The sequence below is a fragment of the Dyadobacter psychrotolerans genome, from assembly GCF_004349265.1.
In the GTDB taxonomy this organism is placed as follows: domain Bacteria; phylum Bacteroidota; class Bacteroidia; order Cytophagales; family Spirosomataceae; genus Dyadobacter; species Dyadobacter psychrotolerans.
Genome location: NZ_SMFL01000002.1, coordinates 338,068 through 365,066, shown reverse-complemented (window position 1 = coordinate 365,066; position 26,999 = coordinate 338,068). Strand labels below are relative to the sequence as shown.

Genomic DNA, 26,999 nt, shown 5'->3' with positions numbered 1-26,999 from the left:
TCACTTCTTGGGTAACTCTACCTGCATATTCGTTCTTAGGTATGCAATCAGTTCTGTTACCTGCTTATCACTGAGATCTTGTAGTAATCCCGCCGGCATCATCGAAGCTTCGTTGACTTCCTGTGTTTGAATATCCGCTTTGTTAACCACAACAGCATCCTGCCCTACTACGCGTAACGTAAGTTGGCGGTCAGTTTCTTTTGCAACGTTACCCACGTACGTTCTGCCATCGCGCATAGTTACCACAACCATTTTGTAGTCATCCTGAATCTCACCGCTAGGGTCAAGAATGTTACCAAGCAGGTAATCCAGATTGGCGCGGTTTGAGCCGGTGAGTTCAGGGCCGATGATACCTCCTTCGCCGTACAGTTTGTGGCAAGGCGCGCAGGTTCGCTTAAATACGAGCCTCCCCTCGGCTTTGTTAGCAGTTGAAACGGCCTTTTCAGTCAGTAGATCTTTGTACTTTCTGTAAGCTTTTTCATCAAATGCTACGTGATCAATCGGCCCCCATACTTCTACGAAACCACTGCCCACCACCCGGCGCAACTGACGGGCTGTATACATGGGTATATCCTTTTTCGGGATTGTTTTTTTGGTAATTGCCTGTGTAAGCAGCCAGCCGGATTTCGGTCGTGAAGCAAGGGTTTGAACCACTTCGGATTTTTCCGCGGCACTCAGGTTTCGATAACGATCAATCAGCAACTTTGCCAGCGCATCATTATCATAGGCGGCAATGCTGCGGATTGCATCAAGCCTGATCTTTTCATCATCCAACAACACAGGCAGCTCTGCCAACAATTCCGGGCGTTGTCTGCTAGTGAGCGATTGTAATGCTTTCCGGCGCTGCTCTACCGGCGCATTTTTATTCTTTAATGTTATTAGATCGGTTTTCGCAGCTTCGGTGTCCCCAAACTGACGGGAAATGTCGGTTGCAAGCTGTGCAGTTGCTTTGTCGGTTTGTTTAAGTTTGGTAAAAATGGCATTCCAGTTTTCCGGAGTCCTGATGTCAGTTCTGCCTTCCAGTGCGTCGCGCATACCTTCCAGTAAATACGTCCGGTTCACCGCAGACCTCCCGATAGTTGTAACCAGCAATGCAGTTTGCTCAGCATCGACCACGCGACGTGCGATGAATTGTGCTACCATTGGAATTTTGGAAGTCTGTGCCAGTTCAAGGGCTTTGTAGGGATTTTCTTTAACCAAAGGTTCAATGCCAAACCAGATCATTTTAGGTAAATTATGATCCCCCGCATCCTCTGCGTGCGCCACTAACCCTTTTGCAATATTCCATTTGGAGATATCATCCAAACGCTGCAAAGCCGAAGCAAGATATAATCTGACCACCGGCGAGGGATCGGTAACTGCCATTTTAGCAAACATTACAACCGCATCCTGCGTAGGTTTTTCTTCTTCACACAAAAACCGGATTGCCCAGGCTCGAATGTGCGCATCTTTGTCGGACAAAGCACTAAATAATTCGTTTGCTGTAAGCGCATTGGTGATCTGCAAAGTCCACATAGCACGTAACCGCTCTTCTGGACTGCCCTGATGGTAAATTGCATTCAGTTTGTCACGTGCAGATTGGGATAACTTGTCTTTTACAGCGCGACTTTGAAGAATCACCCTGGCACGCCGTGCGTGCCAGTCGCTTTTACTGGTCTGCAAATCAACCAATTGCAAATCACTAAATTTCGAAAGATCGGTATACCGGCCCGGAAAGTTCTCTGCCAGTGAGTTTTTAGCTGTGATCCTGAAAATGCGGCCGGTCTCAGAATTCAGTACGTCGGAGCCACAAATGTCAGCGTCGTGCCAGTCAAGTACGTACATGGCGCCCTCGGGACCGATTTCCATACTGAAACCTACCCACTGCGCGTTATTGGCCATCATAAAATCGTCGCCATGGCTACCGCTAAAGCCTGAACCTTTTGGAGTCAGCACATCAGAGAGAATACCGTGCTCATGAATATTAGCCATAAAAATCCTGCCTTTTTCAGGAGCGGGGAACGCATCGGACTGATAAATGCGCGCCCCACCATGCGCCGAACGGTGACTGTGATCTGCGATTGTTTTTATATCGTTATAAACATAGGGATTGAAATGCTGGCCCCCCTGCCGATGGTAAATGCCGCCGGGCACAACATGCCACAAATGCGGGATCACGCAGGCTGTAATAAACATCTGTCCTTTTGCATCAAAATCAATACCCCAGGGATTGGAAAAACCGTGTGCGACTACCTCAAACTTCTGTTTCACGGGATGGTATCGCCATACCCCACCATTAATCTGCACGCCGTTTTCAACCGCAATATTATCAGGAAAAGGGTCTTTATGCTTGTATAATTTGCCTTTACCAACAGGCTTGCCAACCGTAGATGGCGTGGCAAAACCCTGTAAACCGTAAAGCCAGCCGTCGGGTCCCCACTGGAAACTATTCAGTGTTTCGTGGCGGTCGCGGATTCCCCAGCCGGTAAGGCGCACTTCGGCATTGTCCATATCCGCTTTATCGTCGCCATTTTTGTCGGGAATGAAAAGCAGGTTCGGTGGCGCGCCAACAAAGACGCCATCGAACCCAACTGCCAATGCAGACGGGAATGCAATACCTTCTGCAAATACTTTGCGGGTATCTGCTACACCATCCTTGTCAGTATCTTCCAGAATTAGAATACGGCTGGTGCCTGCATTCGAAAAGCCCTTTCCGCGCGATTCATAATCTTTATTCTCTGCAATCCACATTCTGCCTTTATCATCCCAACAAAACGCCATGGGCTGCGTCATCATTGGCTCGGATGCCCATGCATTTACCTGGTATCCATCCTTGATTGTCATCGCCGCAACAGCTTCCTGCGCATTGAGAAATTTAGCTTCCTTCCCTTCCCTCTGCGCCAGCGCCCACAATGCTGTCGCACTGTAGAGTCCGTTATCGCCAACGAATGCACCAAACGTTTTGTTCAGTTCCACATCATCAAGCGTGCCGGTGTAAATGACTAGCTCATGCCTGATAATTTCAGTATCTCCTTTTTTAATGTACCAATTACCTTTTCGTGCACGGGTCGGGCCCGCGCCAAGCTGATTGTCTACACGCCAGGTTTGCGGGTAACCCTGATTTTGTTTGTGATCCAGAATAGCAATATGCGCCAGATCATTGCGACCTTCTACCTGCATACCAATATCCACCCAGTGCGCGGCTTGCCCCTCTGCTTTTTCATTCTTTTGCCGGGCCGCATTTACCACCTCGCCTTTGATTCCTTCCTTCCAAGGCATACGCACAAACAGGCCGCCGTAGTCGTATTTCCCGATGGTTACATCCGCTTGCGCTTCACCGTTCCATTCAAGATCAAGCAGGTATTTACCGTCTTTGATCCGCATGGTCCAGTTTTGTGTTTCAGTTAAAACCGCCGTTCCGGTGGAATCCAGCAGGTTATACACGGTGTTCCATTTCACTATTTCGCCTTTCGCTTCAGTAACTTTTGCAGATACTTTTTTCCAGTAACCGTCGCCGGGATGGTGAAAATAATCACGGCCGTTTACGCGGGTATATCCCCAATAAATACCTGTTTGATGCTTGTGATGACCGGGACTATATTCTGTTAAAATGCCTTTTCCATCAGGGGCGACGATCGGGTGAAGATATGGGCGAAAATCAGCTTTTGCATTCTGGGTGATGATAGGCTTTGTTTCATTGCCACGAAAAATCCGGATCGTTTCGCCGTTCGCACTCTGCACAGCCCGCAGTTGGGTGTCGGCGGGTATTACCTGTGTTGATACTGGAGAATAAAACCAGCTCGTAAAATGAAAAAGCAACAAGAAAATTAACGGTGGCAGCAGCTTTACGGCATTCATAGGAAAAGAGTGTCAGGAATCATTTAGGATTTATCTACCATTACCAGCCAGACCAACCAAAATTTTGAAAGTAATTTCAAAGTCAATATGGCCGGAAATTAAACTTCGTCCGGGAAGTGAATTTCGGATCGGTTTTACTAAAAGCAGTGAACACTACCTTCTATACTAAATAAGACCTGCCTGGTTGTAAGATTAATTTTTCCTGTTTTAATTTGTAACCCTAAGTTTAATTGTAAAGCTTTAAAAGTTTTCAGAGAGAAACCGCGCTACTACGAAATGAAGAACAGCAGCGAACTAAGTTTTTAGCCATCAGAATCTATTGCACACTATTACTGCAATGGATTATTCCCGCCGCAACCTAAAGACCGTAACCTTTCAACCCGCAACGCTAAGCCTATAATTGACAGGACTTTGGCCTGTTAGTTCTTTAAACCTCCGGTGGAAGCAGCTGAAATTCTGAAAACCACTTTCATAACATACTTCCTTAAGATTGATATTATTGTCCATTAACAGCTTACAGGCATGCCCGACACGAATCTCGGTTAGGAACTGCAGATATGTTTTGCCTGTACGGGACTTGAAATAACGGCAGAAAGAATTAGGAACCATTCCTGAAATTTCAGCTACCTGTTCCAAATAAATCTTTGTGCCGAAATTATTAAATGTGAATTCATAAATGTTATTAATCCGGTCACTCTCTGACCCAAGAAGACTGTTCTGATAACCGACAGAGGAAAGCATTGTGTGCTCGTCTGAACGATAGATAAGTAGAAGGATTTTCATGAGCGTCATAATCCGTTCAGGCCCCTCAGCATGATGCAGGCCCGCCATTTCGCAAGCTATTGTTTCCTTCAGTTTACCCGACATAAGCATCCCACGTCCGGCCTTTTCCAAGACAGCTTTAATAGGCCTGTTTTCACTAAGATCAACAAATTTCTCTCCCCAAAAGTCAGGCGCAAAATGTACAACGGTGGAAAACGGTATGCTCGCAGTTTCAATGAAATCAACCGGCATATCAAAACGCCAGTAATGTGGCAGGTTGCTACCCACAAGCACGATGTCGTCAACATAAAACCGCTTGATATGATCCCCTACAAACTGGGTTCCGGTACCCTGATGAAAATGCACGAGCTCTATCTCCGGATGATAGTGCCAGCGGTTGTTTATGTTTGCAATTTTATCCTGCCTGATGCTAAATGAATAGCTTGGTGCATTCGGAACTTTCAGCAACTGGATTTTCACAGATCATATATTTACACCACGATTTACCAAAATAGACTACAAATATGTTAAAATCTCTTATACACTGGATAGTTTTCACCTCGATCTTTAATTAAAAACATTATTGCTTTGTATAATTAAATTTCTTTCCGGTAATATATATGAAGAAAATAATCTGATAGCCACTATTCCGTTTGTCGATTTTCACCACCATTACACCCCGGAGTTTACCATCGTCACCATGAAAACATTAGTTTGTGAATCACCCGGAAATTTCCGGTATCATAATTCAGAAATTCCCGTACTGGCGGAAAACCATGCGATTTTAAAAATCAGGAACATTGGCATTTGCGGAACCGATCTGCACGCATTTGAAGGCAAACAGCCGTTCTTCAGTTACCCGAGAATTCTGGGCCACGAGCTGTCCGGTGAAATCATTGCATGCCATGGTGCTCCCGACTTTTCGGTTGGTGAGGCTGTTACCTTCCTGCCCTACTTTAATTGCGGACATTGCATCGCCTGCCGAAAAGGGAAAACGAATTGTTGTACCAAAATGCAGGTCTTTGGCGTACATGTAGATGGCGGAATGTCGGAATACATTTCAGTTCCTTCCGATAAATTAGTGCACGCCGAAGGACTTTCTTTTGAAGAACTTGCTCTGGTTGAACCTCTTGCAATTGGTGCACATGCTGTAAGCCGCGCAGATGTTACAGCAATGGACACAGTTCTCGTTATTGGTGCCGGGCCAATTGGCCTGGGAATCATGGAATTTGCACGAATTGCAGGTGCAAAGGTAATCGCGATGGATATCAACGATAACCGGTTAGGATTTTGCCGGGAGAAACTCCATGTCGTGCATTGCATCAACGGATCCACACAAAACGTAAACGAAGAACTTGTCCGGCTGACTGACGGAGATATGCCAACAGTTGTCATAGACGCAACTGGTAATTTAGGGGCCATTAATAAGGGATTTGAATACCTCGCTCACGGAGGAAAATATCTTCTGGTAGGTTTGCAACGGGGAGAAATCAGTTTTAGTCATCCCGAGTTTCACAAACGCGAAGCCACCCTGATGAGCAGCCGCAACGCAACAAGAGCGGATTTTAAATTTGTAGTAAACTGCATTAAAGAAGGACTCATCAGTCCGGCCAGCTACGTTACCCATCGTGTCGCCTTCGGTCAGATTAAAGCTGATTTTCAGAGTTGGCTTGATCCTGCTTCCGGTGTAATCAAGGCAATGGTGTCGGTGAGCTGATTATGGGAATTACTTTAAGAATAATCAAAATAAAAATGAAACATTTTAAGAATAAATTAAAGAGATTGGTTAGCCCGGCATTGTCCGTGTTATTAAGCTTCAACTCTTTTGCACAGCAACCGGCCGACTCAAAACTTTGGTACAAAAAGCCTGCAAACCGGTGGGTGGAAGCCCTGCCAGTTGGCAATGGCCATATCGGGGCGATGGTATTTGGAGGTGTTGATCAGGAGTTGTTACAACTTAATGAAAGTACCCTTTGGTCTGGCGGCCCTGTAAAAACAAATGTTAATCCTGAATCGGCATCCTATCTTCCTCAGGTCAGAGAAGCCCTTTTAAAAAATGGTGATTATAAAAAAGCCAATGAACTGGTAAAAAAAATGCAGGGGCTTTACACCGAGTCATACATGCCGATGGGTGATCTGAAGATAAGCCAGGACTTTAAAGGAGAAAAACCGTCCAACTACTACCGTGATCTGGACATTGCGAATTCTATTGCGACAACAAGCTTTACAGTCAGCGGAGTGAATTATAAAAGGGAAATTTTCACGTCTGCTCCGGATAACATTTTGGTGATCAGGATTACAGCTACAAAGGCGAAACATCTTAATTTTAAAGTATCAGCCAGCAGCAAGCTAAAATATGTGTTAGAAGCAACAGCGTCGAAAGAATTGCTCGTTAGTGGAAAAGCACCTGCTCATGTCAACCCGAACTATTACAATCCCCCGGGAGGTAAAGATCCGATTATTTATGAAGATCCTGCCGGTTGCAACGGTACGCGGTTCCAGTTCAGAATAAAAGCTGTAAGCAAAGACGGAACCGTTTCAACGGATACATCCGGAATTCATGTTAAGGATGCAACTGAGGTAATCGTATTTTTATCAGCAGCAACAAGTTTTAACGGTTTTGATAAATGTCCGGATAAGGACGGAAAAGATGAGAAGTTGCTGGCAAAGGAATATCTTGACAAAGCTTTGGCCAAAGGATTTACTGCGTTAACCAAACGACATCAGGATGATTTTCATAAATATTCCAGGCGGGTGACTTTTAATATAACGGACAGCACGAAAAACAATCCTAATGTCTTGTTACCTTCGGACGAACGTCTGATGTCTTATTCGAAAGGAAATTATGATCCGAAGCTTGAAACGCTGTATTATCAATTCGGTCGTTATTTACTAATTTCATCGTCCCGCGCTGCCCTACCCGGTGTTCCCGCTGGTCCGCCTGCCAACCTTCAGGGACTTTGGAACAAAGAAATGCGGGCACCCTGGAGTTCAAATTACACCATCAACATCAATACGCAGATGAATTACTGGCCGGCAGAAGTTGCAAATCTTTCGGAAATGCATACTCCTTTGCTTGGGTGGATCAAGGATCTTTCTGAAACCGGAAAAGTGACCGCAAAAGAATTTTATGGCGCCAAAGGCTGGGTAGCACATCACAACGCGGACATCTGGGGATTATCCAATCCGGTTGGAAACGTTGGAGATGGTGATCCCGTTTGGGCAAACTGGTATATGGGTGCCAACTGGCTTAGCCAGCATTTGTGGGAACACTACCGTTTCTCGGGCGACAAAACCTTCCTGAAAGAAAAAGGCTATCCCATTATGAAAGAAGCGGCTATATTCACGCTGGAATGGCTGGTTGAAGATAAAGGCGGTTTTCTTGTAACTGCCCCATCTACATCTCCTGAGAACAAATTTAAAGATCCGAAGGGTGGTGAAGCGGCGGTTTCCATTGCTACGACTATGGATATCTCCATTATATACGATTTGTTTTCAAACCTGATCGAAGCGGCTGACGTACTGGGTAACGATCAGGATTTTAAAAAGTTGCTTATTGAAAAACGTGCTAAACTTTACCCGTTAAAAATTGATAGCCGCGGACGAATCCAGGAATGGTATAGGGATTTTGAAGAAACGGACACCTTACACCGCCATGTTTCGCACTTATTCGGTCTTCATCCCGGCCACCGGATTTCCCAGGATACACCTGAATTTTTTGAGGCTGCCAGGAAAACACTTGAAGTTCGGGGCGACGCGGGAACAGGATGGAGCAAAGGATGGAAGATTAATTTCTGGGCCAGGTTATTGGACGGCGATCATGCTTACCTGCTCATCCGCCAGCTTATGAAATACACCAACGAAGGAAACAGTGAGTACAAGGGTGGCGGAACTTATCCAAACTTTTTTGACGCGCATCCTCCTTTTCAGATCGACGGGAATTTTGCGGGAACAGCGGGAATGTCAGAAATGCTGTTACAAAGTCATTTGAAAGAAATTTATCTTCTTCCTGCATTACCATCAGCGTGGAAAGATGGCAGGATAACAGGACTTCGCGCCCGATCAGGGTTTGAAGTAGATATGGCCTGGAAAAACGGAAAGCTTGCCAGTTCCATTATTAAATCTTTAACTGGCGAACTGTGCATCATCAAAACAAACACACCCGTCACCATTACTGGTGCAAGTGTCACAACAGAAAATACCGGGACCGGATTTATCAGCAAGTTTAGAACAGAAAAGGGAAAATCATACCGGGTTCAAGCCGTTAATTGAGACAAACAATAATAAAAGCAACCCGTGGAAGATCGTTAAAATCTCCCCGGGTTGCTTATTGAATTATGCCTGATGCATGATCTCATTCGCTCCTGAGTGACGATACAGGATTCATCAACGCCGATTTTATGGATTGATAGCTGATGGTAAGCGCGACAATAAAAAAGGCGATGAACCCTGCTAAAACAAAAATCCAGAGACTAATCTCTACCCGGTAAGCGAAACCTTCAAGCCAACGGTTCATCACGTACCACGCAACGGGAGTTGCAATCAAGATAGCTACCACAACCAATTTAATAAAGTCGCTGGAAAGCAACAAAACGATGGTGCGGAAATCCGCTCCCAAAACCTTCCGGATACCAATTTCTTTTGTGCGCTGCTCTGCCATGTACGTTGCCAATCCGAGCAGTCCCAGACACGCAATGGCTATGGCCAGGCAGGAAAATGTGGTAAATAACTTTCTGAAAATAAAATCATCCTTATACTGGCGATTAAAATCTTCATCCAGAAAACTATAAAGGAAAGGTCTGTGCGGTTCTATTTCACTCCATATTTTTCCAACTTCATGAACCGTTTTTGTCAGGTCTGCTGATTTAACTTTAATTGACAGGTATCTGCTTGCATAGGCTTGAAAAGGCAGGGTGAGCGGTTCAATCTTTTGATGCAAAGAAGTGAAATTAAAATCCTTCACGACTCCGGTCACAACACCTTTTCTTCCCCACTGCCTGAATTTTTTACCTACGATTTCTTCGGGATTTTTATATCCGTATTGTTTTGCTGCTGCTTCATTAATGACCAAAGCACTGCTTGAGTCCGCCGGAAAATCCCTGGAATATGATCTTCCGGCAATGAGCTCTAAGCCAAAATGGGGTATAAAGTCTATCCCAACCTCAAAAATGGGTTGTCCCATCATTTTCATTTCGCCATTCTTTGTTTCAATCTCTGTGCCGGCATATGGGAAAAAGCTTCCGGGAACACTTCGTGAAAAAGCGGCTGAAACAATAGACGGGTTCTCTTCCAGCCTTGTTTTTAAGAGCTGCGATTTAGCATTAACGGCTTCGTCGTAGTTGTAGTCGATCACCAGCATACTTTCTTTATCGAACCCTAAATCTTTATCCAGCAAATGATTCATTTGTGTATAGACGATAATCGTTACCGAAATGAGTAATATGGAAAGACTGAATTGAAAAACCACCAATCCTCTTCTGAGATTTACGCCTCCTGTCGACTTGGTCATGCCTTTCAACACATGCACCGGACTAAATCCCGAGAGAACCAAGGCAGGATAAGAACCCGCCACAAAAGCGATCAACAACATGGCGCCTGCAACGATGGGAATACTTTTCCAATGGATCAAAATACCTGCTTCAAATTCTTTTCCGGTTAATCCTGTCATAAAGGGAAGCGAGATCACTACCAGAATTACAGCAGCTATCATCGATAGAGAAACAATAACAAACGATTCTCCTAAAAACTGAGAGATTAAACTGCTTCTGGCTGCACCAATGGATTTTCGGATGCCGACCTCTTTGCTGCGTTCCATAGAACGGGCCGTGGATAAATTCATAAAGTTGATCATGGCGATCACCAGAATGAACAATCCGATGATAGAGAAGATATACATGTTTGACAGACTTCCGGTTTCTCCCGGCTGACGATCCGCATCGGATTTTAGGTAAACATCATTCAAAGATTCCAACTCAATGACATATTTTGTTTTCGGGTCTTTGCGTTGCCGCTTTGCAAATTCAGGAAGCTTTTGTTTAAAAGCAGCTTCATCGAATTGTTCTTTTACAAGAAAGTAGGTGTAGAAATCAACATAGTCCCAAGTCTCGAAGACTTCCGGAATCGATTTTTTAAACGTACTCAAAGAAAGGATGGCATTAAACTTAAAGTGAGAGTTAACGGGAAGATCGGCTATGATGCCCGTCACGATGTATTGCCCGGCATTCGCTCTCCCCGGGGAATCGCTGCCTTTTAGTGTTTTACCCAAAGCATTTTCATTACCAAAATATTTCCGGGCCGTGCTCTGTGTTAGTACAATGCTATAAGGATTTACCAATGCTGTTTTCGGATCACCCTGCAACAAATCCCAGCTAAAGACATCAAACACAGTGGAGTCCATAAAGAACACGCCGTTCTCCTGATACTTTTTATCACCGTTAGTCAGTAGGATGTCGGACCTGCCGGAAAACTGAACTACTTCTTCTATTTCAGGAAAGTCATGTTTAAGTGCCGGTCCAACAGGTGCATTGCCCCATACCCAGGACGGCCCTTCTTTCGCCAGATTTCGGGGATCTTCGGAGACTCTCGTTCCATGCGTAACACGATAGATCCGGTCGCGCTTTGTATGATAAGTGTCGTAAGATAATTCACTCTGCACGAATGTAAAAATCAGAAAGCAACAGGCAATCCCTACCCCCAATCCGAGAATATTAATGGCTGAATATGCTTTCTTTTTAACCAGGTTTCTCCAGGCAATCAGAAAATAATTTTTATACATGGCACAAGGCGTAAATATGTAAGATGATTTAAAATTTCTTAATAGTACCGGGCGAATCATCCTGAGCATTTCCCATGTATAAATTCGCTTTGCTTTCCGAACAGAATACTGACGAAGATTATCCTGAAAAATCTCCTCCATGTCGCCTTCAATTTCTTCCAGGTATTCCGTCCGTAAAAAAAACCGCATCAAAAGCAGTGGCCATTGAGGCGGTTGAATATGCTCAGACTCAATCATATCATTTTTAATTCAGAGGCTGTCAAAGGAATTGATCTCCACAGATCTGCGCGTATCGCTCTGATTTCTTCCAACACTTTAATAGCGTGGGAAGTAGTATAATAAATGCGTTTGCGTTTACCTCCTCTTTTCAAAGTGGCTTCGCCAAAGGCCGAGGTGAGAAAGCCCTTTTCTTCCATTCTTTTTAGTGCCGATTGAATAGATCCTACACTTAGTTTTTCTTTCAAGCGCGCTTCCAGCTCCCTTTTTATCTCCACTCCATAAGCATCCTGCTGTAAGGCGGCTACTGTAAGTAATACAAGTTCTTCGAACTCTCCCAGTTTCGTCTTCTTCATGATCTGCTATTATTCGTAATTGCAGTTAATATAAGTACTTTATTTTATTCTTCATTGCAGTAGATATCAATTTATATCAAAAATAGAATACTTTATATTGACTATCAGCATATTAAATAAAAGATACAGATTGCTTGACTGCGATGGTAAGGTGCGCCTTGTACCGGACTGGCCGATATTCAGTCTAAACAAAGTCTCAACATTAGAATGCACTCACAAAGTATTCAGTGAAAGTGAATTGACGAAGGAAGTTCCTGTCGAGGATTGCTAAATAGTTTGAATTGAGAAAAAAGAGTAGTAAAACGAAGCCAGACGGTTTAAATCCCGAAGCAGTTATCTTAGCGGTTACCCTGATCGACCATGCTGTAACTCTGGCTCTGTACAAAAAAATCACAATAATTTCTTCCAAGGTAATAATTGACGTTTTCATAAATCAGTTTGCCTTAAGCCGGCCAAACCTGTGTTTTATATGAGAAACATCGGTTTATATGTAAGTAATGGACTAATAAATAAAAGACCCTTTGCCTGATCTTATCACAACATGGTGGTTGTCTAAAAATATTTTATCATTGCAATTATGTGATATGGTTAGAATTCTTGTACCGTGCGATTTTTCTCCGGCAAGCGACAAGCCGATTAGATTTGCTATCAACCTAGCTGAAAAAGTAGAGGAGCTGTTCCTGTTAAATTTGTTTGATGACAATAGTGCACCTAAAAAGCTTGAGCAGAATTTCAAACAAGCAGGACTAAATTTAAAAATCTGATCAATGAATATCCTGACATAGCAATTTTTTTACATCCGAAGATCCGATCATAGAAATTTTTACCATCCATTCCTAATTTTATTGACGATAAAAAAATAGGTTTGGTAGTCATGGGAACGCACGGCTCCCGAGGATGGGGTACTTTGCCCGTGAGATCCATGCAGATATGATCGCCATACATAGAAAGCAGAAAGCGTGATATGCGCCATTTGTTTACTGAAATCATCACCGCAGATATCGTAAATCACGCCAATATCCTGGTATGGACCTATTCGAGTTAAATTTTTGCTATCCTCAGCCCACAGTATTATTGACCAAAATGACTGAATCCGAATTAATCACTCATTCATCGCTTATTCAATGAACCAAACTCACTGGCATAAATCCTGGCTAACAAAAGAAAGTAACTGATCATAAGAGGACCAAAAATAAAGCCCCAGAAGCCAAACAGTTTGAGTCCGACAATTAATCCAAGTACTGCAATAACAGGATGCACGTTGCCAATTTTTTGAAGCAAAGTTACCCGTGCCAGATAATCGACATTACCTGTGACAACGATACTATAAATCGCCAGTCCGATCGCTCGTCCGCTTTCACCCGATGTATATAGATAAATGATTAACGGTATCCAGATAAACGCAGTACCAACAACAGGAAAAAATGCGAAAATAGCCGTAATGAAACCCCATAAAACAAAATCCTGTACACCAAATACCCAGTAACCGAAGATGGCAAATAGCCCCTGAATAATAGAAATCAATGGGATACCTAATGCATTGGCCCGGATCATGTTTTTGGTTTCGATGGCAAGGACTTCTACATTTTCCTCTTTTAAGGGTATGATGCCAGAAATCTTGCGCTCCATTTCAGTACCATTGGTAAGCATAAAAAAAAACAGAAAGAGAATCATGAGCAGATTGCCTGCCACAGATGCTGAACTGTTCAGGAAGGAAGGGATAAAATTCGTAATCAGCTTTTGGATTTCGCCCAGGCTTTGGTCTGTCACAATGTCGAAGCCCGTCCACTGCTTGATTTGGACCGAAGCAGCTTTAAAAACGACAATGACCTGCTCTGAATTGTCAAACAGGACGCTGACCTTGGACGAAATCAGATGAATTGCAAAGGAGGCCGGAAGGCCAACCCCGACGAGAAATGCAAGCATAAACAATAGTGCGGTTCCGCTTTTGTTCCAGTGTTTCCGAATGGTTAATGAAAAGTACCACTGCCGGCTCAGTATGTATAAAGTAAGTGCGCCTAAAAATCCGGGAAGAAAACCATATAACTCAAACAAAAGCAGGAATGCCAAAGCTGTTAGGATGATCAGTAACCCAATTTGTCTGATCTGGTTATTAAAAGTTGGCATTATTATGTGGATTAAACAGAGAGAGGAATTATTATCTTCGGGTCAAAGAACGTCACTTTGTATTGTATACCAATCTAAAATATTGAAATGCAATCATTTACTAATCCGATTACATTAATACGATAATTAAAAGCCAGGATCAGCTGAGCTTATTAACTGACTTAGTTTTTCTAACTTGAGAAAAGATGTCTTCCATTTAAAATACCAGCATGTCAGAAACACAGCGCCAAAATATTGCCAGGGAAACTGGCAAACCTGAGATTACAGATTTAAAAACAGGATTATCAAGTCAGGATGCCGCCTTGCGCCTAGAGCAATTTGGCCTCAATGAGTTAGATCAGGTAAAGCCGGAAAGCATCTGGTCCATTCTTTTACGGCAAGTAAACAGTATCATCGTCTGGATCCTGGCGGCAGCGGCAGTCGTTTCCTTTTTTCTCGGCGACAACCTTGAAGGCTTTGCAGTAATTGCTGTCATTTTGATTAATGCAATTACTGGTTTTGTACTCGAATACAATGCCCGGCAATCCATGGAAGCTTTGCGCAAACTGGACACTACACCAGCGAGAGTAATGCGCGACTCAAAAATAAAAGAGGTTCCGTCCGATCAGTTGACGATGGGCGACATCCTGATTTTGGAAGCCGGTGATCTGATACCTGCCGACGCGCTGATTCTGGAAGTCAATCAGTTAACTGTCGACGAATCTGCATTAACCGGTGAATCTGTTCCAACTCAGAAAACCACTGACCAATCCCCGGAGGATTCGCCACTTGGCGACAGACACGACTGTCTTTTTAAGGGAACTGCCATTACAAACGGAAATGCAAAAGCAGTAGTAACCAATATAGGTCAGGCAACAGAGCTTGGCAAGATCGCAACGATGGTCAGCGAGGCTAAGCGTACGGCGACTCCCCTGGAAGCAAAACTGGATGCATTGGGAAAAGTGCTGATCTGGGTTACACTCGCAATGGCGACATTATTCTTAATTGTCGGTTTTTTAAGAGGACAAGAAGTCAAACAGTTGATAGAAACAGCCGTTGCGTTGGCCATTGCAGCTATCCCGGAAGGCATGTCGGTTGTTGCCACCGTTGCACTTGCCTACGGAATGCTTCGTCTGGCTGAAAGGAAAGTGATCGTAAAACGTCTTTCTGCCGTAGAAACACTCGGAGGAACCAACGTTATCTTTACGGATAAAACGGGGACACTTACACAGAATAAGATTGAAGTTCATGCGCTCCGGGTGGCTGATAACGATTTTACAGTTCGACTTAATTTAAATACTGGTGGCGCTCAAACACTTGAGGTTATAAGAGGCGATCAGGATCTGATCCATTCACCCGAACTTGAAATGCTTGCCCGAATCGGGGCTTTGGTTAACAATGCACAATTAGACTCAAAGAAATCAGACCGTAAAGAACTGGGTGATCCTGTTGAAGTAGCCCTTCTTTCTTACGCACGCACTGCCGGTATCGATCTGCACAAGTTACATAAGAATTACAAGCGGCAGGCTGAGCTGGCTTTCAGTTCCGATACAAGGATGATGGCAACGCTGGATCAGGTGGGGACAGAATATTTTATTGGTGTAAAAGGCGCTGTGGAGGAAGTTTCTGCACTTTGTACTTGGAATAATCAGCAGGACAGAGACAAAGAACTCGAAGTGTCTGAACTGATGGCTGCGGACGGACTGCGGACCCTTGCTTTTGCTTACCGGCAAACCAGTCAAAAACCGGGAGAAAACTTTACAAAAGAAGAAAAACTGACTTATGCAGGACTGATCGGATTTCTGGATCCGCCTCGAAAAGAGGTGATTAAATCGTTAAATGCTTGTCATGAAGCAGGAATCAAAGTTATTATGGTCACCGGCGACCATCCGGCTACCTCGCTGAAAATTGCCAAACAAGTCAATCTGGTTGGGGAAGATGAGCAACTCGTGCTCACCGGGAAAGATCTTGAATCATTCGATTTTACCTCTGCCGATGATCAGAAAAAGATGATGGAATGCCGAGTTTTCGCCCGCGTAAATCCGGCACAAAAACTGGAAATGATAGATTTTTACCAAAAACAAGGCGACATTGTAGGTATGACTGGAGATGGGGTTAATGACGCTCCTGCTTTAAAAAAATCAGACATCGGTATAGCCATGGGACTGCGTGGAACGGCTGTTGCGGCCGAAGCTGCCGAAATGGTACTGAAAGATGATTCCTTTGCTTCCATCGTTCACGCGATTGAGCAGGGAAGGGTGATTTTTGAAAACATCAGAAAATTTATCGTCTTTCTGCTGTCCTGTAACATGAGTGAAATTTTCGTAGTCACTTTTGCAGGTTTTCTTAATGTGGGAAGTCCGCTCCTGCCGCTGCAAATTCTTTTCATCAACATCATTACGGACGTCTTTCCGGCACTTGCATTGGGCGTTGGAAAAGACAACAAAAAACTAATGAAGTCCCCTCCCAGAGACCCAAAACAGCCTATTTTACAAACAGCGGATTGGAAAAGAATTGTATATTATGCCCTTGTCATGACTACTTCGGTGCTTGGTGTTTACTGGTATGCGATCTACAAGCTAGGATTAAGTCCAGAAGAAGGAAATACAATTACGTTTTACGCGCTTTCCCTTGCACAGCTGCTTCATGTTTTCAACATGTATTCAGGCAAATTGCGTTTTTCTAATAATGAGATCACAAGGAACAAATTTATCTGGATGGCGCTCGTTTTGTGTATAGCGATTATGTTTGCCACTTATTACATCCCTTTCCTTCGACAAATATTATCCCTCCAGATACTTGATATTGAAGCGCTGGAATTAATCCTGGCAGCTGGTATTCTTCCTGTTTTAGTGATACAAACAACACGTTTATTTTTTCCAATTAAATAGTCAGGGTGTTTTTAAATCTGTGATTGATGCAACTTTTAGCCAGGCTTTTGTAAAAAAATAAGGTTTAATAGCTCCACCTTTATACTTCTCGTTTACTGATAAATTCATATCGCTTTTATTTAAGATGCACGATGATGATCAGCATCCGAGGCTCACTAACCGATCTCTCAATATGGATAGCAAAGACAGAACTGACGTTGAAATGGAGAAATCAAAAGCACACATCATCGTAGAAATCATAGAATATGTTCCGAACGCCGTGTTAAGCAAAACCATAATAAGGAAGACAACAGGTAATATTACAGTCTCTTCCTTTGATACAGGAGAAGAAGTGGCGGAGAAATCGTCCGCTTTTGATACCTACATTCAGATTATTGACGGATCTGCCGAAATCGTTATTGACGGTAAAAAGCACAAGCTAAAATTAGGACAAGGAATAATTATTCCTGCGCATACAAGGAATTCCTTTTGCGCCAAGGAACAGTTTAAAATGATCTCAACCGTGATTAAAAGCGGTTATGAGTGATTTTCAAAACTACATCCTGACGCTAAATGGAGGCTCATCAAGCATCAGGTTTGCCTTTTACAGCGCTCACGAGGATCTTAAATTAGCATTTGCCGGAAAGCTTGGGGGTATTGGAAATAAAATATCGGGAGCTATTCTGACTACCAGTATTTCTGATCAAACTGAGAATATTAAAATCACAGAGAATACATACGAACACGCCACCCATTTTTTGATTAACTGGCTGGAAAACCGAGCAGAATTTTCCGCGGTTGCTGCCATTGGACACAGGATTGTTCATGGCATGAAATATTCTGAACCACAGGAAATAACTCCAGACTTATTAGATTACCTCAAAAAGATCAGCCCATACGACCCGGAGCATTTGCCCGAAGAAATTAGACTCATTGAGCTGTTTAGCAAACGACATCCGGATTTAAAACAGATCGTTTGTTTCGACACTTCATTTCACGCTGAAATGCCAGCTGTCGCAAAACGACTTCCAATTCCTAGAAGATTTACTGAAAAAAATATTCAACGTTATGGTTTTCACGGACTTTCTTACGCTTACCTGATGCTGGAACTCGAACGCCAGGCAGACAAAAAAGTCGCCCACGGAAAAGTCATACTGGCGCATCTTGGAAACGGAGCCAGTCTTGCTGCCGTTAAACAGGGAAAAAGTATGGATACCACGATGGGTTTTACCCCTGGCTCGGGCGTGATGATGGGAACCCGCAGCGGGGATCTGGATCCGGGTGTGGCCTGGTATCTGATGCAATTTGAAAAACTGAGTCCCAAACAATTCAACCACGTTGTAAATCACGAATCCGGACTTTTGGGTATTTCGGAAACAAGTTCAGATATGCAGGAATTGATGAAATCCGAAGTTGATGACAATCGTGCTGCCGAAGCGATTGAGCTATTTTGTTATCAGATAAAAAAATCAATCGGCTCATTTGCGGCTGTACTCGGCGGCGTCAATACCCTTGTTTTTTCAGGAGGAATCGGCGAAAACATTCCGCAGATCCGCAGCCGGATATGCCAGGATCTCGGTTTTTTAGGAATTGAACTGGATGAAAAAAGAAATCAAATAAATGATCCGGTTATTTCAATGAAAAACGGAAAAGTTACAATCCGGGTGATTGCGACTAACGAAGAAATAATGATCGCCAGGCTCGTCCGCCAGGTTTTAAATTACAACATTAAACAATAACAATTATGGAAGTGCAAGATGCTGATCTTAAAGTGAAAACTTTATCGCCGGAATTGTTAAGAAAAATGGATGCATACTGGCATGCGGCCAATTATTTGTCAGTCGGTCAGATATACCTGTATGGCAATCCGTTACTCAAAGAAAAACTTACACTTGAACATATCAAGCCAAGGCTTCTGGGCCACTGGGGTACAACGCCCGGACTTAATTTTATATATGTCCATCTTAACCGCGTCATCAAGCAGTATGATCTGAATATCATTTACGTAACAGGTCCGGGCCATGGCGGGCCCGGCTTAGTGGCCAATACTTATCTGGAAGGAACTTACAGTGAAGTATATCCAGATATTGGTGAGGATGAAAATGGAATGCAAAAACTTTTCAAACAGTTCTCCTTCCCAGGCGGCATCCCAAGTCACGTAGCGCCGGAAACACCTGGTTCTATCAACGAAGGTGGTGAACTTGGTTATTCGCTGGTACATGCTTTTGGAGCTGTTTTTGACAATCCGTATCTGATTGCAGCGTGTGTGGTCGGCGACGGAGAAGCAGAAACCGGGGCACTGGCTACAAGCTGGCATTCCAACAAATTCCTGAATCCTGTTCACGATGGTGCTGTACTTCCGATTCTTCATTTGAACGGATATAAAATTGCCAATCCTACTATTCTGGCGAGAATTCCCAAAGAAGAACTGGAACAGCTTTTCCGTGGGCATGGCTACAACCCCTATTTTGTCGAAGGTGATGACCCCGATACCATGCATGAATTACTGGCCGCGACACTAGACATTGTTGTGGAAGAAATAAGGGCTATACAAAGTGATGCGCGGGTTTATGGTTTCAAAAAACGTCCTATCTGGCCCATGATCATTTTCCGGACACCAAAAGGCTGGACGGGGCCAAAAGTTGTAGACGGTCTTCAAATTGAAGGAACATGGCGTGCGCACCAGGTGCCATTGGCGGAACTAGCCACCAAACCTGAGCATGTGCAAATGCTTGAAACCTGGATGAAAAGCTACAAACCCGAACTGCTTTTTGACGAAAATGGAAAACTGATACCTGAACTCGCGGAACTGGCACCGAAAGAAAACAGGCGGATGGGCGCAAATCCAAGTGCCAACGGCGGATCGCTACTTATAAACTTGAAGATGCCCGATTTTAAAGATCATGCAGTAGCAGTTCCAACTCCCGGAAATATCACGGCTGAAGCGACATCTGTCATGGGTGAATTTCTGAAAGATGTGATGAAAGCAAACTGGCATGAACGTAATTTCAGGATATTTGGTCCTGATGAAACAGCTTCCAACCGCCTTTCTCATTTGTTTGATATTACCGGTCGCACCTCTACTGCGGAGATTTTTGAGGGTGACAACCATCTTTCACCTGATGGCCGGGTGATGGAAGTATTGAGTGAACATCTTTGTCAGGGCTGGCTGGAAGGATATTTATTGACGGGCAGACATGGATTATTCTCCTGTTATGAAGCCTTTATTCATATTGTGGATTCGATGTTCAACCAGCATGCCAAATGGCTGAAAGTTTCAAGAAAACTGCCCTGGCGCAAACCGATTGCCTCGCTGAATTATTTGCTTACCTCACATGTATGGAGGCAGGATCATAATGGTAACAGCCACCAGGATCCGGGATTTCTGGATGTTGTGGCCAACAAAACAGCGGAAATTGTACGTATTTATCTGCCGCCGGATGCCAATACGCTGCTCTCCGTAACGGATCATTGTTTGAGAAGCCGGGACTATATCAACGTAATTGTTGCCGGCAAACAGCCTGAAATGCAGTGGCTGGATATGGATGCTGCGATCAAACATTGCACGGCCGGACTGGGTATCTGGAAATGGGCAAGTAATGATGAAGGTTTTGAACCCGATGTGGTGATGGCCTGCGCCGGAGATGTGCCCACACTGGAAACAATTGCTGCCGTTCAGATTCTCAGGGAACAATTACCAGAACTGAAAGTACGGGTAATTAATGTAGTGGATTTGATGACACTCCAGCCTGAAAGCGAACATCCTCATGGCTTAAATGACAAAGATTTCGACATACTTTTCACCAAAGACAAACCCATTATTTTTGCCTTTCATGGATATCCGCTGCTGATCCACCGTCTCACTTACCGCCGGACAAATCACAAAAACCTGCACGTACGAGGATACAAAGGAGAAGGCACAACCACGACACCGTTTGATATGGTGGTGCTCAATGACCTGGACAGGTTCCATTTGGTGAGTGATGTGATTGACCGTCTGCCTGGCCTGGGCGCCAAAGGCGCTTATACCAAACAATATCTGCGTGATAAATTGCTCGATCACAAAGCTTACATTGAAAGTCACGGTGAAGACATGCCCGAAATTTTGAACTGGAAATGGAATCTAAGCCCGTCAACAAATCTTGTGTAAAATACAATCATGAAAAAAATACTCGTTACTACCGATTTTTCCGCAGACTCAAAAGCAGGCCTTCGGTTTGCCATTCAATTGGCTTCACAAAGTAATTTTGCGCTCACTTTTTTCCATTCCTACAACATTATGTCGCCCACAACCTGGACGGCAGCCCGGATAAAAGACTATGAAAAATCAGAAGCTGCAAAGGTTCGGCAGAAGCTGGATCTGTTTGTTGGAAAAGTGTATCAGGAGCTTGGAATTAAACCGGAACACGACAAATGTGTGATTAAGAGTTCGTTTTTTGCGCAAAGTAATATCATGGAATATGCTACTGACCATCATTTTGATTTTATATGCATCAGCACCCGAGGAGCAGGCAAACTACAAAGACTACTTGGCACCAACACAGCCAACCTGATCAACAATTCAGAAATACCCGTCATCGCTGTGCCTTATACTTATAAGTCCAAAAAGATCACAAGTATTTTGTATGCTTCCGATCTTGCAAATCTGGATAAAGAACTGGAAACCGTAGCCGCATTTGCCGCCCCTATCAATGCCGAAGTACAACTGCTTCACTTCACCACTTTTCTGGAAACTCATATTGATCCTGAAAAGATTGAACAGGCAACAAAAAAGTCAGATCACCTGCACATGAAGCTGGACATCAAGTTTTTTGAACCTGCCGAAAGTCTGGTTTCGCATATCGAAGCAGCCGTCGCCCGTACGAAGCCTTCTATGCTGGTGATGTTTACAGAGCATCACAGGAGTCTGTTTGAGAAAATATTTTTATCGAGTAAATCTGCAGAGTTTTCTTATCATCCAGTCGTGCCTTTGTTGGTTTTTAATAAGATTTAGAATAAGTATTAGTACAAAAATGGCATTTGGAGAATTCTGGTTGGGTTCTTCATTTTTTGTCTGGCCTACCACACAAGTAATTTTTGTAAAAAAAATTCCAGTGAATTTGGCAACTATTATCTAATTAGATAACTTAATAGGAAACTAAACAGTATGAAAAGTAACGAATTAACTGAAATTTGGATTGATGACAAAAGGACCTCTTTAAAAGAATTCATAACTGGTCACTCTGAAAATCAATCCCATGAGCAAAAGTTAAGAACTGAATTGTTGGCCATACAATACAGAATTGAAGACTATATTGAATCTAAAAGTATATCTGACAGACTAAGGGTTTTGGACTTTGTCAAATTATACCTTAAAACGTTTAACGTAACCCAAAAGAAGCTAGCTAATTTGTTTGAAATGAAGGATAGTTATCTTCATAAGTATCTGGTTGGAGAAAGAAAACTAAATGCAAGCATCGTATTGAAGTTGAGTTAATTCTCAAATTTAGATCCGGAATATTGGTTAAGGATTGAAGTCAAAAATGAGTTGATTGAAATTAACAAAGAGAAAGAAAGAAGTAACGATTATCGAAAATATGATTATCGTAATTTGCTGGTAAGAGTTGAGGTATGAATAGGATTTTAGGACATTAAACTGGGAGCTATGGTTCAGAAACTGCGTAATAAACAAGTTGCAGGGTTGACATCAGCCATCTGGACATAATTTTGATTTTATAAAATGAATATAAATTCAACTAATTTACTATGAACAAATTCCTTTACAAACTACTACTGGGCTTGATGGTTTAAGAATGCGCAACGGTTTAGACACGGCGGCGTACATGAGGGCTTTGCTGCTATACTGGCAGACGAATAAATCTTATATCTTGTTTTATATCAGCAACTTATTTATCATGCGAAATTTTATTCAGCTCAAATTTTCACCTTCATCATCAGCAGTTCTATTGCCCTTTAGTATTGAGACTGGACGAATATAAATTCTAGCACAGTAGCAAGCCCAAAAATGGTTATAAGCAAAATTAAAACCACTCCAAAAACCCAACACCCATGCCCACCCATTTCAAAAACCTAATCCAAAAAGCCTATCCCGCTTTTAATTCAAAAGACATTGATACGGCACTTCCGACGTTTCATGAAAACGTGGAGTAAAGGCTTTTGAAGGTGGTTATGTGAGCGGGCATGATGAAATAAGGGCGTATTGGACAAGGCAATGGACGGAAATAAACCCTACCGTTGAACCGGTCGCGTTTGATCAGAGACCAGACGGAACATTTGAAGTAACTGTCCACCAGATTGTCAAGGACTTGCAGGGAAATCTGATCTTTGATGGAGAAGTAGAACACATCTACACGGTAGAGAACGACTTGTTACGAAAAATGGATATTGAAATTTGAAAGACATTATTCAGCAAATACCCTAATCATCTCACGGTCTTATATCAGACTGTTGATAAACCCTCAAAATCAAAAATCCCCCCGTTAAAATCTCCCAACGTCATGCTGCCAGAAAATCAGCTCGTTTTCAAATGGCACCTGGATGTTTTCACGGAACGAGTTTATCTGCACCTTGTACCAGCTGCACCGGATGCGGAATTCAAACTGTTTACAACTACATGGTTCAAACAAATTAGTGGTGCGTATCAACTTTCAATGATGCATTCATACAATTACAAGCAAAAATAATGTCACCTTTATGCAAATACGGAACGTGTAAATTGTTCATTCTGAATTTGCGGACAAACAATGGATCATACAGCGGTTATATCATATTCCAATTTAAAGTCAACTCATGAATAGCAAAGATAAAAGTGAACAAGCGCGTGGTTCAGAAATGGAGAAAGAAATGGCTCACTTTATTGTTGAAATCATCGAGTACATGCCTCATGCCGTAGTAAGCAGGACAATTATAAAAAAGACAACAGGAAACATCACAGTTTCTTCTTTTGCCGCAGGTGAAGAATTGGCCCAGAAGTATTCTGCTTTTGATACATATATTCAAATCATTGACGGGAAAGCGGATATCACCATCGATGGAAAAATCCACAAGCTTAAACTTGGCGAAGGGATCATTATCCCTGCTCACCAATCAAATTCCTTTTCTGCCGAAGAGCAGTTCAAAATGATTTCAACGGTAATCAAAAGTGGATATGAATGACAAAGAACAGAACACTCGGGCTTACACAGCACATGCTATAATGGTCAATGGGAAGTGCTTATCGCTATGGATGAAAGCAAGCGCGACTTGTAACAAACGATTTGCCTTATTGGGTATCGTCCAGACTCCTGGGGTGGGTAGTGTTTTGGATTGGAGAAGGTATTCCAACTGATGCTCATATTGAAGCAGGATTATCCATGGCCATGGAGTAATTGGCCCAGCAAGCCAATCCGAAAAGCAGAAGAAAAAACAACGGTGAGAACTTAGGAAACTTAATGCAGAGCTGGGCTTTGAAATAAGGTTCCATTGGTCGTGACGTACAGACCATTTGATGTTATCTATTTTTATACAAATCCCTCACCTGCGGCAGCAGCGCCACCAAAAGCATCACAATTGCATAAAACATATAAAAGGTATGCAGCCAGTGCACGGCATGTAAGAACACCATTTCAAGCTGGATCCAGATGATCAGCGCAAAGGCCTGATAGATGCAAAAACTCCATGACCATATCATATCCTGAAAGATATTGAAACGTTCTGCAAGTGGACTTTCGACTTTTCCTGACAACGCAAAGATCAATAGCATAGGAAAGATACCCAGCACGATAAATAACAGGATACCTGGTATCAAAAAATCATGAAACGGAGAAGCAGCCAGGATCGACAATGGCATACCAATCAATTTGCCGGTTGGGGAAATGATCAGTACGCCTCCGCCGAACATAGCGCCCAAGCTAAGAAAACCCAGGAGAGAAATGAGCAAATTTTGTTTATTGGATAATTTCATTGTACTGATTTTAAAAGTCAGGGAGATGATCATTATTAAATATTTTTTCAATTTCAGGATTTCCGTAACTGTTTTTTTACGGTGATAACAGAAGTCCACTTCCAGTAAAAGTCGCAGATATCAAAAGAAAAAGTGTTGTATGTTAATGCCTGATTCTTACATAGTTTACTGATTAGCACTTCCGGCCAGAAAACTTAAAGAAACCATCAAAAGAAAGCAGTGATTTATGCAATTCTTTCCATACCAGATATAATACTCCCGGCTTTTAAATATCAAACCTTTGCAAAGTATCATCCCAATCTTTTCGCACGCGGTTCGAGATCAAAAAAGATAACAAACATTTTAAAAATACAACCAATGAAAATACTGATCGTATTGACATCCCATAGTGAACTGGGCATTACCAGCATGGACCTTTGTGGGATTAAGCGGTTGACAAAAACTCAATCCAGCTGATCGAAGATTTTTACAATCATCAAAAACCTATTGCTTTTGTATGTCACGGTCCTGCTGCCTTGATAAATGTTAAAACGTCCGTTGGCCTGCCGCTGGTACAAGGAAAAAACCTCACAGGCTTTTCTAATACCGAAGAAATAGCAGTTAACCTTGCAGACATTGTTCCGTTTTCATTGGAAACCGAGCTAAAGAGACTGGGTGCAAATTACAGTAATGGTGCAGATTGGGGCGTGCATACCGTGCAGGATGGTCTGCTGATTACCGGGCAAAATCCAGCGTCATCGCAGGCGACGGCCCAAATGCTTTTGTCAGCAATGACGATGTCAAACGCGCTGAAAAATCAGGAACTTGAACTTGGGGAATAATAAATTTTTCAAACCAGATCAAATCCCTGATTAAAAATTCAAATCTAAAACTAAATATCCAAATGAAAGGATTTCATAGTAATATCGAAAAGGACACACAGGAAAATAACAATTTCAGAAAAGTCCTGTATACCGGCGAACACCTCCAATTGGTGTTAATGAGTTTGAAAGCAGGTGAAAACATCGGAGCTGAAATTCATAAAAAAAATGATCAGTTTTTCCGGTTTGAAAGTGGTACGGGCAAATGCGTTATTGACGAACATGCATATGAGGTGAAAGGGGGTGACGTGGTGCTGGTACCTGCGGGGGCAAAGCACAATATTATAAATACCGACAGCTCTGCTGAATTAAAAATGTACACGATTTACGGCCCGCCTAATCATCATGATAAAATCGTCAAAGCCACGAAGGAAGAGGCGGAATCAAACGAAGAAAAATTTGATGGTAAAACGAGCGAATAACCATTCGCTTTCAAATCTGTGATTCATGTAACAATTCCCTCTTCGCGTATAAACTTACCCGTTGGAATACATACACCTTTGCTGACAGGATCTTGCCTAAATAATCTCAACTCATGAATCCATTCAATCCATTATTCGACGTACCTGTGGCTTGTGATTTCACGGCCACACTGGCACATGAAATTCGTAATCCACTGGCAACAATTGATTTGTCGCTGACACTGATGCTTGCAGATCATCAGGATGAGGAGCTGAAAATGTATGTCGATATCATCAAACGCAGCTCGGAAAGGATCAACGAGCTGGTTAATGAAATGGTCAAAAATCGCAGTTTGGATGAAACGCAGATGGCAAACCAGTCTCTTCACCACCTGCTGGATGAAGTTGTTGAAATGGCTAAAGACAGAATTCTGCTGAATAACATCATGGTGTGTAAAGAATATGATCCAACAGACTGTATTGTTGCTTTAAACCGCCCGAAAATGAAAATTGCCCTGACCAATATTATCGTAAATGCGATTGAGGCAATGGATTCGCAGTATCGGGAGTTGAAAGTGGTCACGATGTCCATTGCCGATAAATACGTCGTACAGATCGAGGACAACGGCTGCGGTATAAGCGAAAAAAATCTTAAAAACATTTTTAACGCCAATTTCACAAGCCGGCCCGGCGGCATGGGGATTGGGTTGGCGGCTACTTACGATATTCTCGAATCAAATCATGTAACGGTACATGTGGAATCACAGCTGGGTTCAGGAACGCATTTCTTCCTGTTATTTGACAAAAACTGATACTAAAACATTTGCTCCTCCTCCCCGAATTCATCAGCAAGCTAAATCAATATAAATTTTAA

21 protein-coding genes are annotated in these 26,999 nt (G+C 42.9%); 14 read left to right on the top strand and 7 right to left on the bottom strand.

The genetic code is table 11. From position 1 onward, the window contains the following. The gene (locus E0F88_RS05365; RefSeq protein ID WP_131957134.1) at positions 1 to 3,837 is read right to left on the bottom strand and encodes a PVC-type heme-binding CxxCH protein; all 3,837 of its coding nucleotides are present in this window, start codon (positions 3,835 to 3,837) and stop codon (positions 1 to 3) included. 375 nt (positions 3,838 to 4,212) lie between these two features. Beyond that, positions 4,213 to 5,079 carry an AraC family transcriptional regulator gene (locus E0F88_RS05360; RefSeq protein ID WP_131957133.1) on the bottom strand — a complete coding sequence of 289 codons (867 nt, stop codon included), beginning with the start codon at positions 5,077 to 5,079 and terminating at the stop codon, positions 4,213 to 4,215. 220 nt (positions 5,080 to 5,299) lie between these two features. Here E0F88_RS05360 and E0F88_RS05355 point away from each other — a divergent pair, with 220 nt between their 5' ends. Together E0F88_RS05355 and E0F88_RS05350 are read left to right on the top strand one after the other, a co-directional pair. Further along, complete coding sequence (locus E0F88_RS05355; protein ID WP_131957132.1) at positions 5,300 to 6,316, top strand: zinc-binding alcohol dehydrogenase family protein; 1,017 nt, start codon at positions 5,300 to 5,302, stop codon at positions 6,314 to 6,316. Between the two features lie 35 nt (positions 6,317 to 6,351). After that, positions 6,352 to 8,871, top strand: coding sequence for a glycoside hydrolase family 95 protein (locus E0F88_RS05350; RefSeq protein WP_131957130.1), 2,520 nt, complete (start codon positions 6,352 to 6,354; stop codon positions 8,869 to 8,871). An 82-nt stretch (positions 8,872 to 8,953) separates the two neighbouring features. On the opposite strand, the gene E0F88_RS05345 is transcribed toward E0F88_RS05350, so the two are convergent. From E0F88_RS05345 to E0F88_RS05335, 3 genes are all read right to left on the bottom strand, one after another. Continuing rightward, positions 8,954 to 11,611 (bottom strand): ABC transporter permease, encoded by a 2,658-nt coding sequence (locus E0F88_RS05345; protein ID WP_220466236.1) that lies wholly within the window; start codon positions 11,609 to 11,611, stop codon positions 8,954 to 8,956. Continuing rightward, positions 11,608 to 11,946 carry a PadR family transcriptional regulator gene (locus E0F88_RS05340; protein ID WP_131957128.1) on the bottom strand — a complete coding sequence of 113 codons (339 nt, stop codon included), beginning with the start codon at positions 11,944 to 11,946 and terminating at the stop codon, positions 11,608 to 11,610. The genes E0F88_RS05345 and E0F88_RS05340 overlap by 4 nt, the downstream gene beginning before the upstream one ends. A 202-nt stretch (positions 11,947 to 12,148) precedes the next feature. Next, positions 12,149 to 12,376: a hypothetical protein gene (locus E0F88_RS05335; protein WP_131957127.1), complete on the bottom strand. Its 228-nt coding sequence runs from the start codon at positions 12,374 to 12,376 to the stop codon at positions 12,149 to 12,151. A 91-nt stretch (positions 12,377 to 12,467) separates the two neighbouring features. Between E0F88_RS05335 and E0F88_RS05330 the strand changes: the two genes are divergently transcribed. Next, positions 12,468 to 12,710, top strand: coding sequence for a putative universal stress family protein (locus E0F88_RS05330; RefSeq protein ID WP_131957126.1), 243 nt, complete (start codon positions 12,468 to 12,470; stop codon positions 12,708 to 12,710). 346 nt (positions 12,711 to 13,056) lie between these two features. On the opposite strand, the gene E0F88_RS05325 is transcribed toward E0F88_RS05330, so the two are convergent. Further along, positions 13,057 to 14,073: an AI-2E family transporter gene (locus E0F88_RS05325; RefSeq protein ID WP_229213684.1), complete on the bottom strand. Its 1,017-nt coding sequence runs from the start codon at positions 14,071 to 14,073 to the stop codon at positions 13,057 to 13,059. Positions 14,074 to 14,282: 209 nt separating this feature from the next. Between E0F88_RS05325 and E0F88_RS05320 the strand changes: the two genes are divergently transcribed. From E0F88_RS05320 to E0F88_RS05285, 8 genes are all read left to right on the top strand, one after another. Then, the gene (locus E0F88_RS05320; RefSeq protein WP_131957123.1) at positions 14,283 to 16,943 is read left to right on the top strand and encodes a cation-translocating P-type ATPase; all 2,661 of its coding nucleotides are present in this window, start codon (positions 14,283 to 14,285) and stop codon (positions 16,941 to 16,943) included. 172 nt (positions 16,944 to 17,115) lie between these two features. Further along, positions 17,116 to 17,469: a cupin domain-containing protein gene (locus E0F88_RS05315; RefSeq protein ID WP_131957121.1), complete on the top strand. Its 354-nt coding sequence runs from the start codon at positions 17,116 to 17,118 to the stop codon at positions 17,467 to 17,469. After that, positions 17,462 to 18,661 (top strand): acetate/propionate family kinase, encoded by a 1,200-nt coding sequence (locus tag E0F88_RS05310; RefSeq protein WP_131957119.1) that lies wholly within the window; start codon positions 17,462 to 17,464, stop codon positions 18,659 to 18,661. The genes E0F88_RS05315 and E0F88_RS05310 overlap by 8 nt, the downstream gene beginning before the upstream one ends. A 5-nt stretch (positions 18,662 to 18,666) precedes the next feature. Then, entirely contained in the window at positions 18,667 to 21,072 is a 2,406-nt protein-coding gene (locus tag E0F88_RS05305) for a phosphoketolase family protein (RefSeq protein WP_131957118.1), read from the top strand. A 9-nt stretch (positions 21,073 to 21,081) separates the two neighbouring features. After that, positions 21,082 to 21,915, top strand: coding sequence for a universal stress protein (locus E0F88_RS05300; protein WP_131957116.1), 834 nt, complete (start codon positions 21,082 to 21,084; stop codon positions 21,913 to 21,915). 153 nt (positions 21,916 to 22,068) lie between these two features. Beyond that, positions 22,069 to 22,398: a hypothetical protein gene (locus E0F88_RS05295; protein ID WP_220466235.1), complete on the top strand. Its 330-nt coding sequence runs from the start codon at positions 22,069 to 22,071 to the stop codon at positions 22,396 to 22,398. A gap of 694 nt (positions 22,399 to 23,092) precedes the next feature. Further along, positions 23,093 to 23,317 (top strand): hypothetical protein, encoded by a 225-nt coding sequence (locus E0F88_RS34220; RefSeq protein ID WP_229213683.1) that lies wholly within the window; start codon positions 23,093 to 23,095, stop codon positions 23,315 to 23,317. Positions 23,318 to 23,711: 394 nt separating this feature from the next. Further along, on the top strand, positions 23,712 to 24,077 hold the full coding sequence (locus tag E0F88_RS05285; RefSeq protein WP_131957114.1) for a cupin domain-containing protein: 366 nt from the start codon (positions 23,712 to 23,714) through the stop codon (positions 24,075 to 24,077). Between the two features lie 334 nt (positions 24,078 to 24,411). Here the strand turns inward: E0F88_RS05285 and E0F88_RS05280 are convergent, their stop codons facing one another. Continuing rightward, complete coding sequence (locus tag E0F88_RS05280; protein ID WP_131957112.1) at positions 24,412 to 24,864, bottom strand: hypothetical protein; 453 nt, start codon at positions 24,862 to 24,864, stop codon at positions 24,412 to 24,414. A gap of 515 nt (positions 24,865 to 25,379) precedes the next feature. Between E0F88_RS05280 and E0F88_RS05275 the strand changes: the two genes are divergently transcribed. From E0F88_RS05275 to E0F88_RS05265, 3 genes are all read left to right on the top strand, one after another. Continuing rightward, positions 25,380 to 25,685, top strand: a complete 306-nt coding sequence (locus E0F88_RS05275) for a type 1 glutamine amidotransferase family protein (protein WP_131957110.1) — start codon at positions 25,380 to 25,382, stop codon at positions 25,683 to 25,685. Between the two features lie 62 nt (positions 25,686 to 25,747). Next, the gene (locus E0F88_RS05270) at positions 25,748 to 26,146 is read left to right on the top strand and encodes a cupin domain-containing protein (protein WP_131957108.1); all 399 of its coding nucleotides are present in this window, start codon (positions 25,748 to 25,750) and stop codon (positions 26,144 to 26,146) included. A gap of 113 nt (positions 26,147 to 26,259) precedes the next feature. Further along, entirely contained in the window at positions 26,260 to 26,937 is a 678-nt protein-coding gene (locus E0F88_RS05265; protein WP_131957107.1) for an ATP-binding protein, read from the top strand. Positions 26,938 to 26,999: the final 62 nt, after the last annotated feature.

Excerpts from the sequence above, each read along its gene's own strand:
- E0F88_RS05365 (WP_131957134.1), bottom strand. The coding sequence starts at position 3,837 with ATGAATGCCGTAAAGCTGCTGCCACCGTTAATTTTCTTGTTGCTTTTT.
- E0F88_RS05355 (WP_131957132.1), top strand. The coding sequence starts at position 5,300 with ATGAAAACATTAGTTTGTGAATCACCCGGAAATTTCCGGTATCATAAT.
- E0F88_RS05350 (WP_131957130.1), top strand. The coding sequence starts at position 6,352 with ATGAAACATTTTAAGAATAAATTAAAGAGATTGGTTAGCCCGGCATTG.
- E0F88_RS05345 (WP_220466236.1), bottom strand. The coding sequence starts at position 11,611 with ATGATTGAGTCTGAGCATATTCAACCGCCTCAATGGCCACTGCTTTTG.
- E0F88_RS05340 (WP_131957128.1), bottom strand. The coding sequence starts at position 11,946 with ATGAAGAAGACGAAACTGGGAGAGTTCGAAGAACTTGTATTACTTACA.
- E0F88_RS05335 (WP_131957127.1), bottom strand. The coding sequence starts at position 12,376 with ATGAAAACGTCAATTATTACCTTGGAAGAAATTATTGTGATTTTTTTG.
- E0F88_RS05325 (WP_229213684.1), bottom strand. The coding sequence starts at position 14,073 with ATGCCAACTTTTAATAACCAGATCAGACAAATTGGGTTACTGATCATC.
- E0F88_RS05320 (WP_131957123.1), top strand. The coding sequence starts at position 14,283 with ATGTCAGAAACACAGCGCCAAAATATTGCCAGGGAAACTGGCAAACCT.
- E0F88_RS05315 (WP_131957121.1), top strand. The coding sequence starts at position 17,116 with ATGGATAGCAAAGACAGAACTGACGTTGAAATGGAGAAATCAAAAGCA.
- E0F88_RS05310 (WP_131957119.1), top strand. The coding sequence starts at position 17,462 with ATGAGTGATTTTCAAAACTACATCCTGACGCTAAATGGAGGCTCATCA.
- E0F88_RS05305 (WP_131957118.1), top strand. The coding sequence starts at position 18,667 with ATGGAAGTGCAAGATGCTGATCTTAAAGTGAAAACTTTATCGCCGGAA.
- E0F88_RS05300 (WP_131957116.1), top strand. The coding sequence starts at position 21,082 with ATGAAAAAAATACTCGTTACTACCGATTTTTCCGCAGACTCAAAAGCA.
- E0F88_RS05295 (WP_220466235.1), top strand. The coding sequence starts at position 22,069 with ATGAAAAGTAACGAATTAACTGAAATTTGGATTGATGACAAAAGGACC.
- E0F88_RS05285 (WP_131957114.1), top strand. The coding sequence starts at position 23,712 with ATGAATAGCAAAGATAAAAGTGAACAAGCGCGTGGTTCAGAAATGGAG.
- E0F88_RS05280 (WP_131957112.1), bottom strand. The coding sequence starts at position 24,864 with ATGAAATTATCCAATAAACAAAATTTGCTCATTTCTCTCCTGGGTTTT.
- E0F88_RS05270 (WP_131957108.1), top strand. The coding sequence starts at position 25,748 with ATGAAAGGATTTCATAGTAATATCGAAAAGGACACACAGGAAAATAAC.
- E0F88_RS05265 (WP_131957107.1), top strand. The coding sequence starts at position 26,260 with ATGAATCCATTCAATCCATTATTCGACGTACCTGTGGCTTGTGATTTC.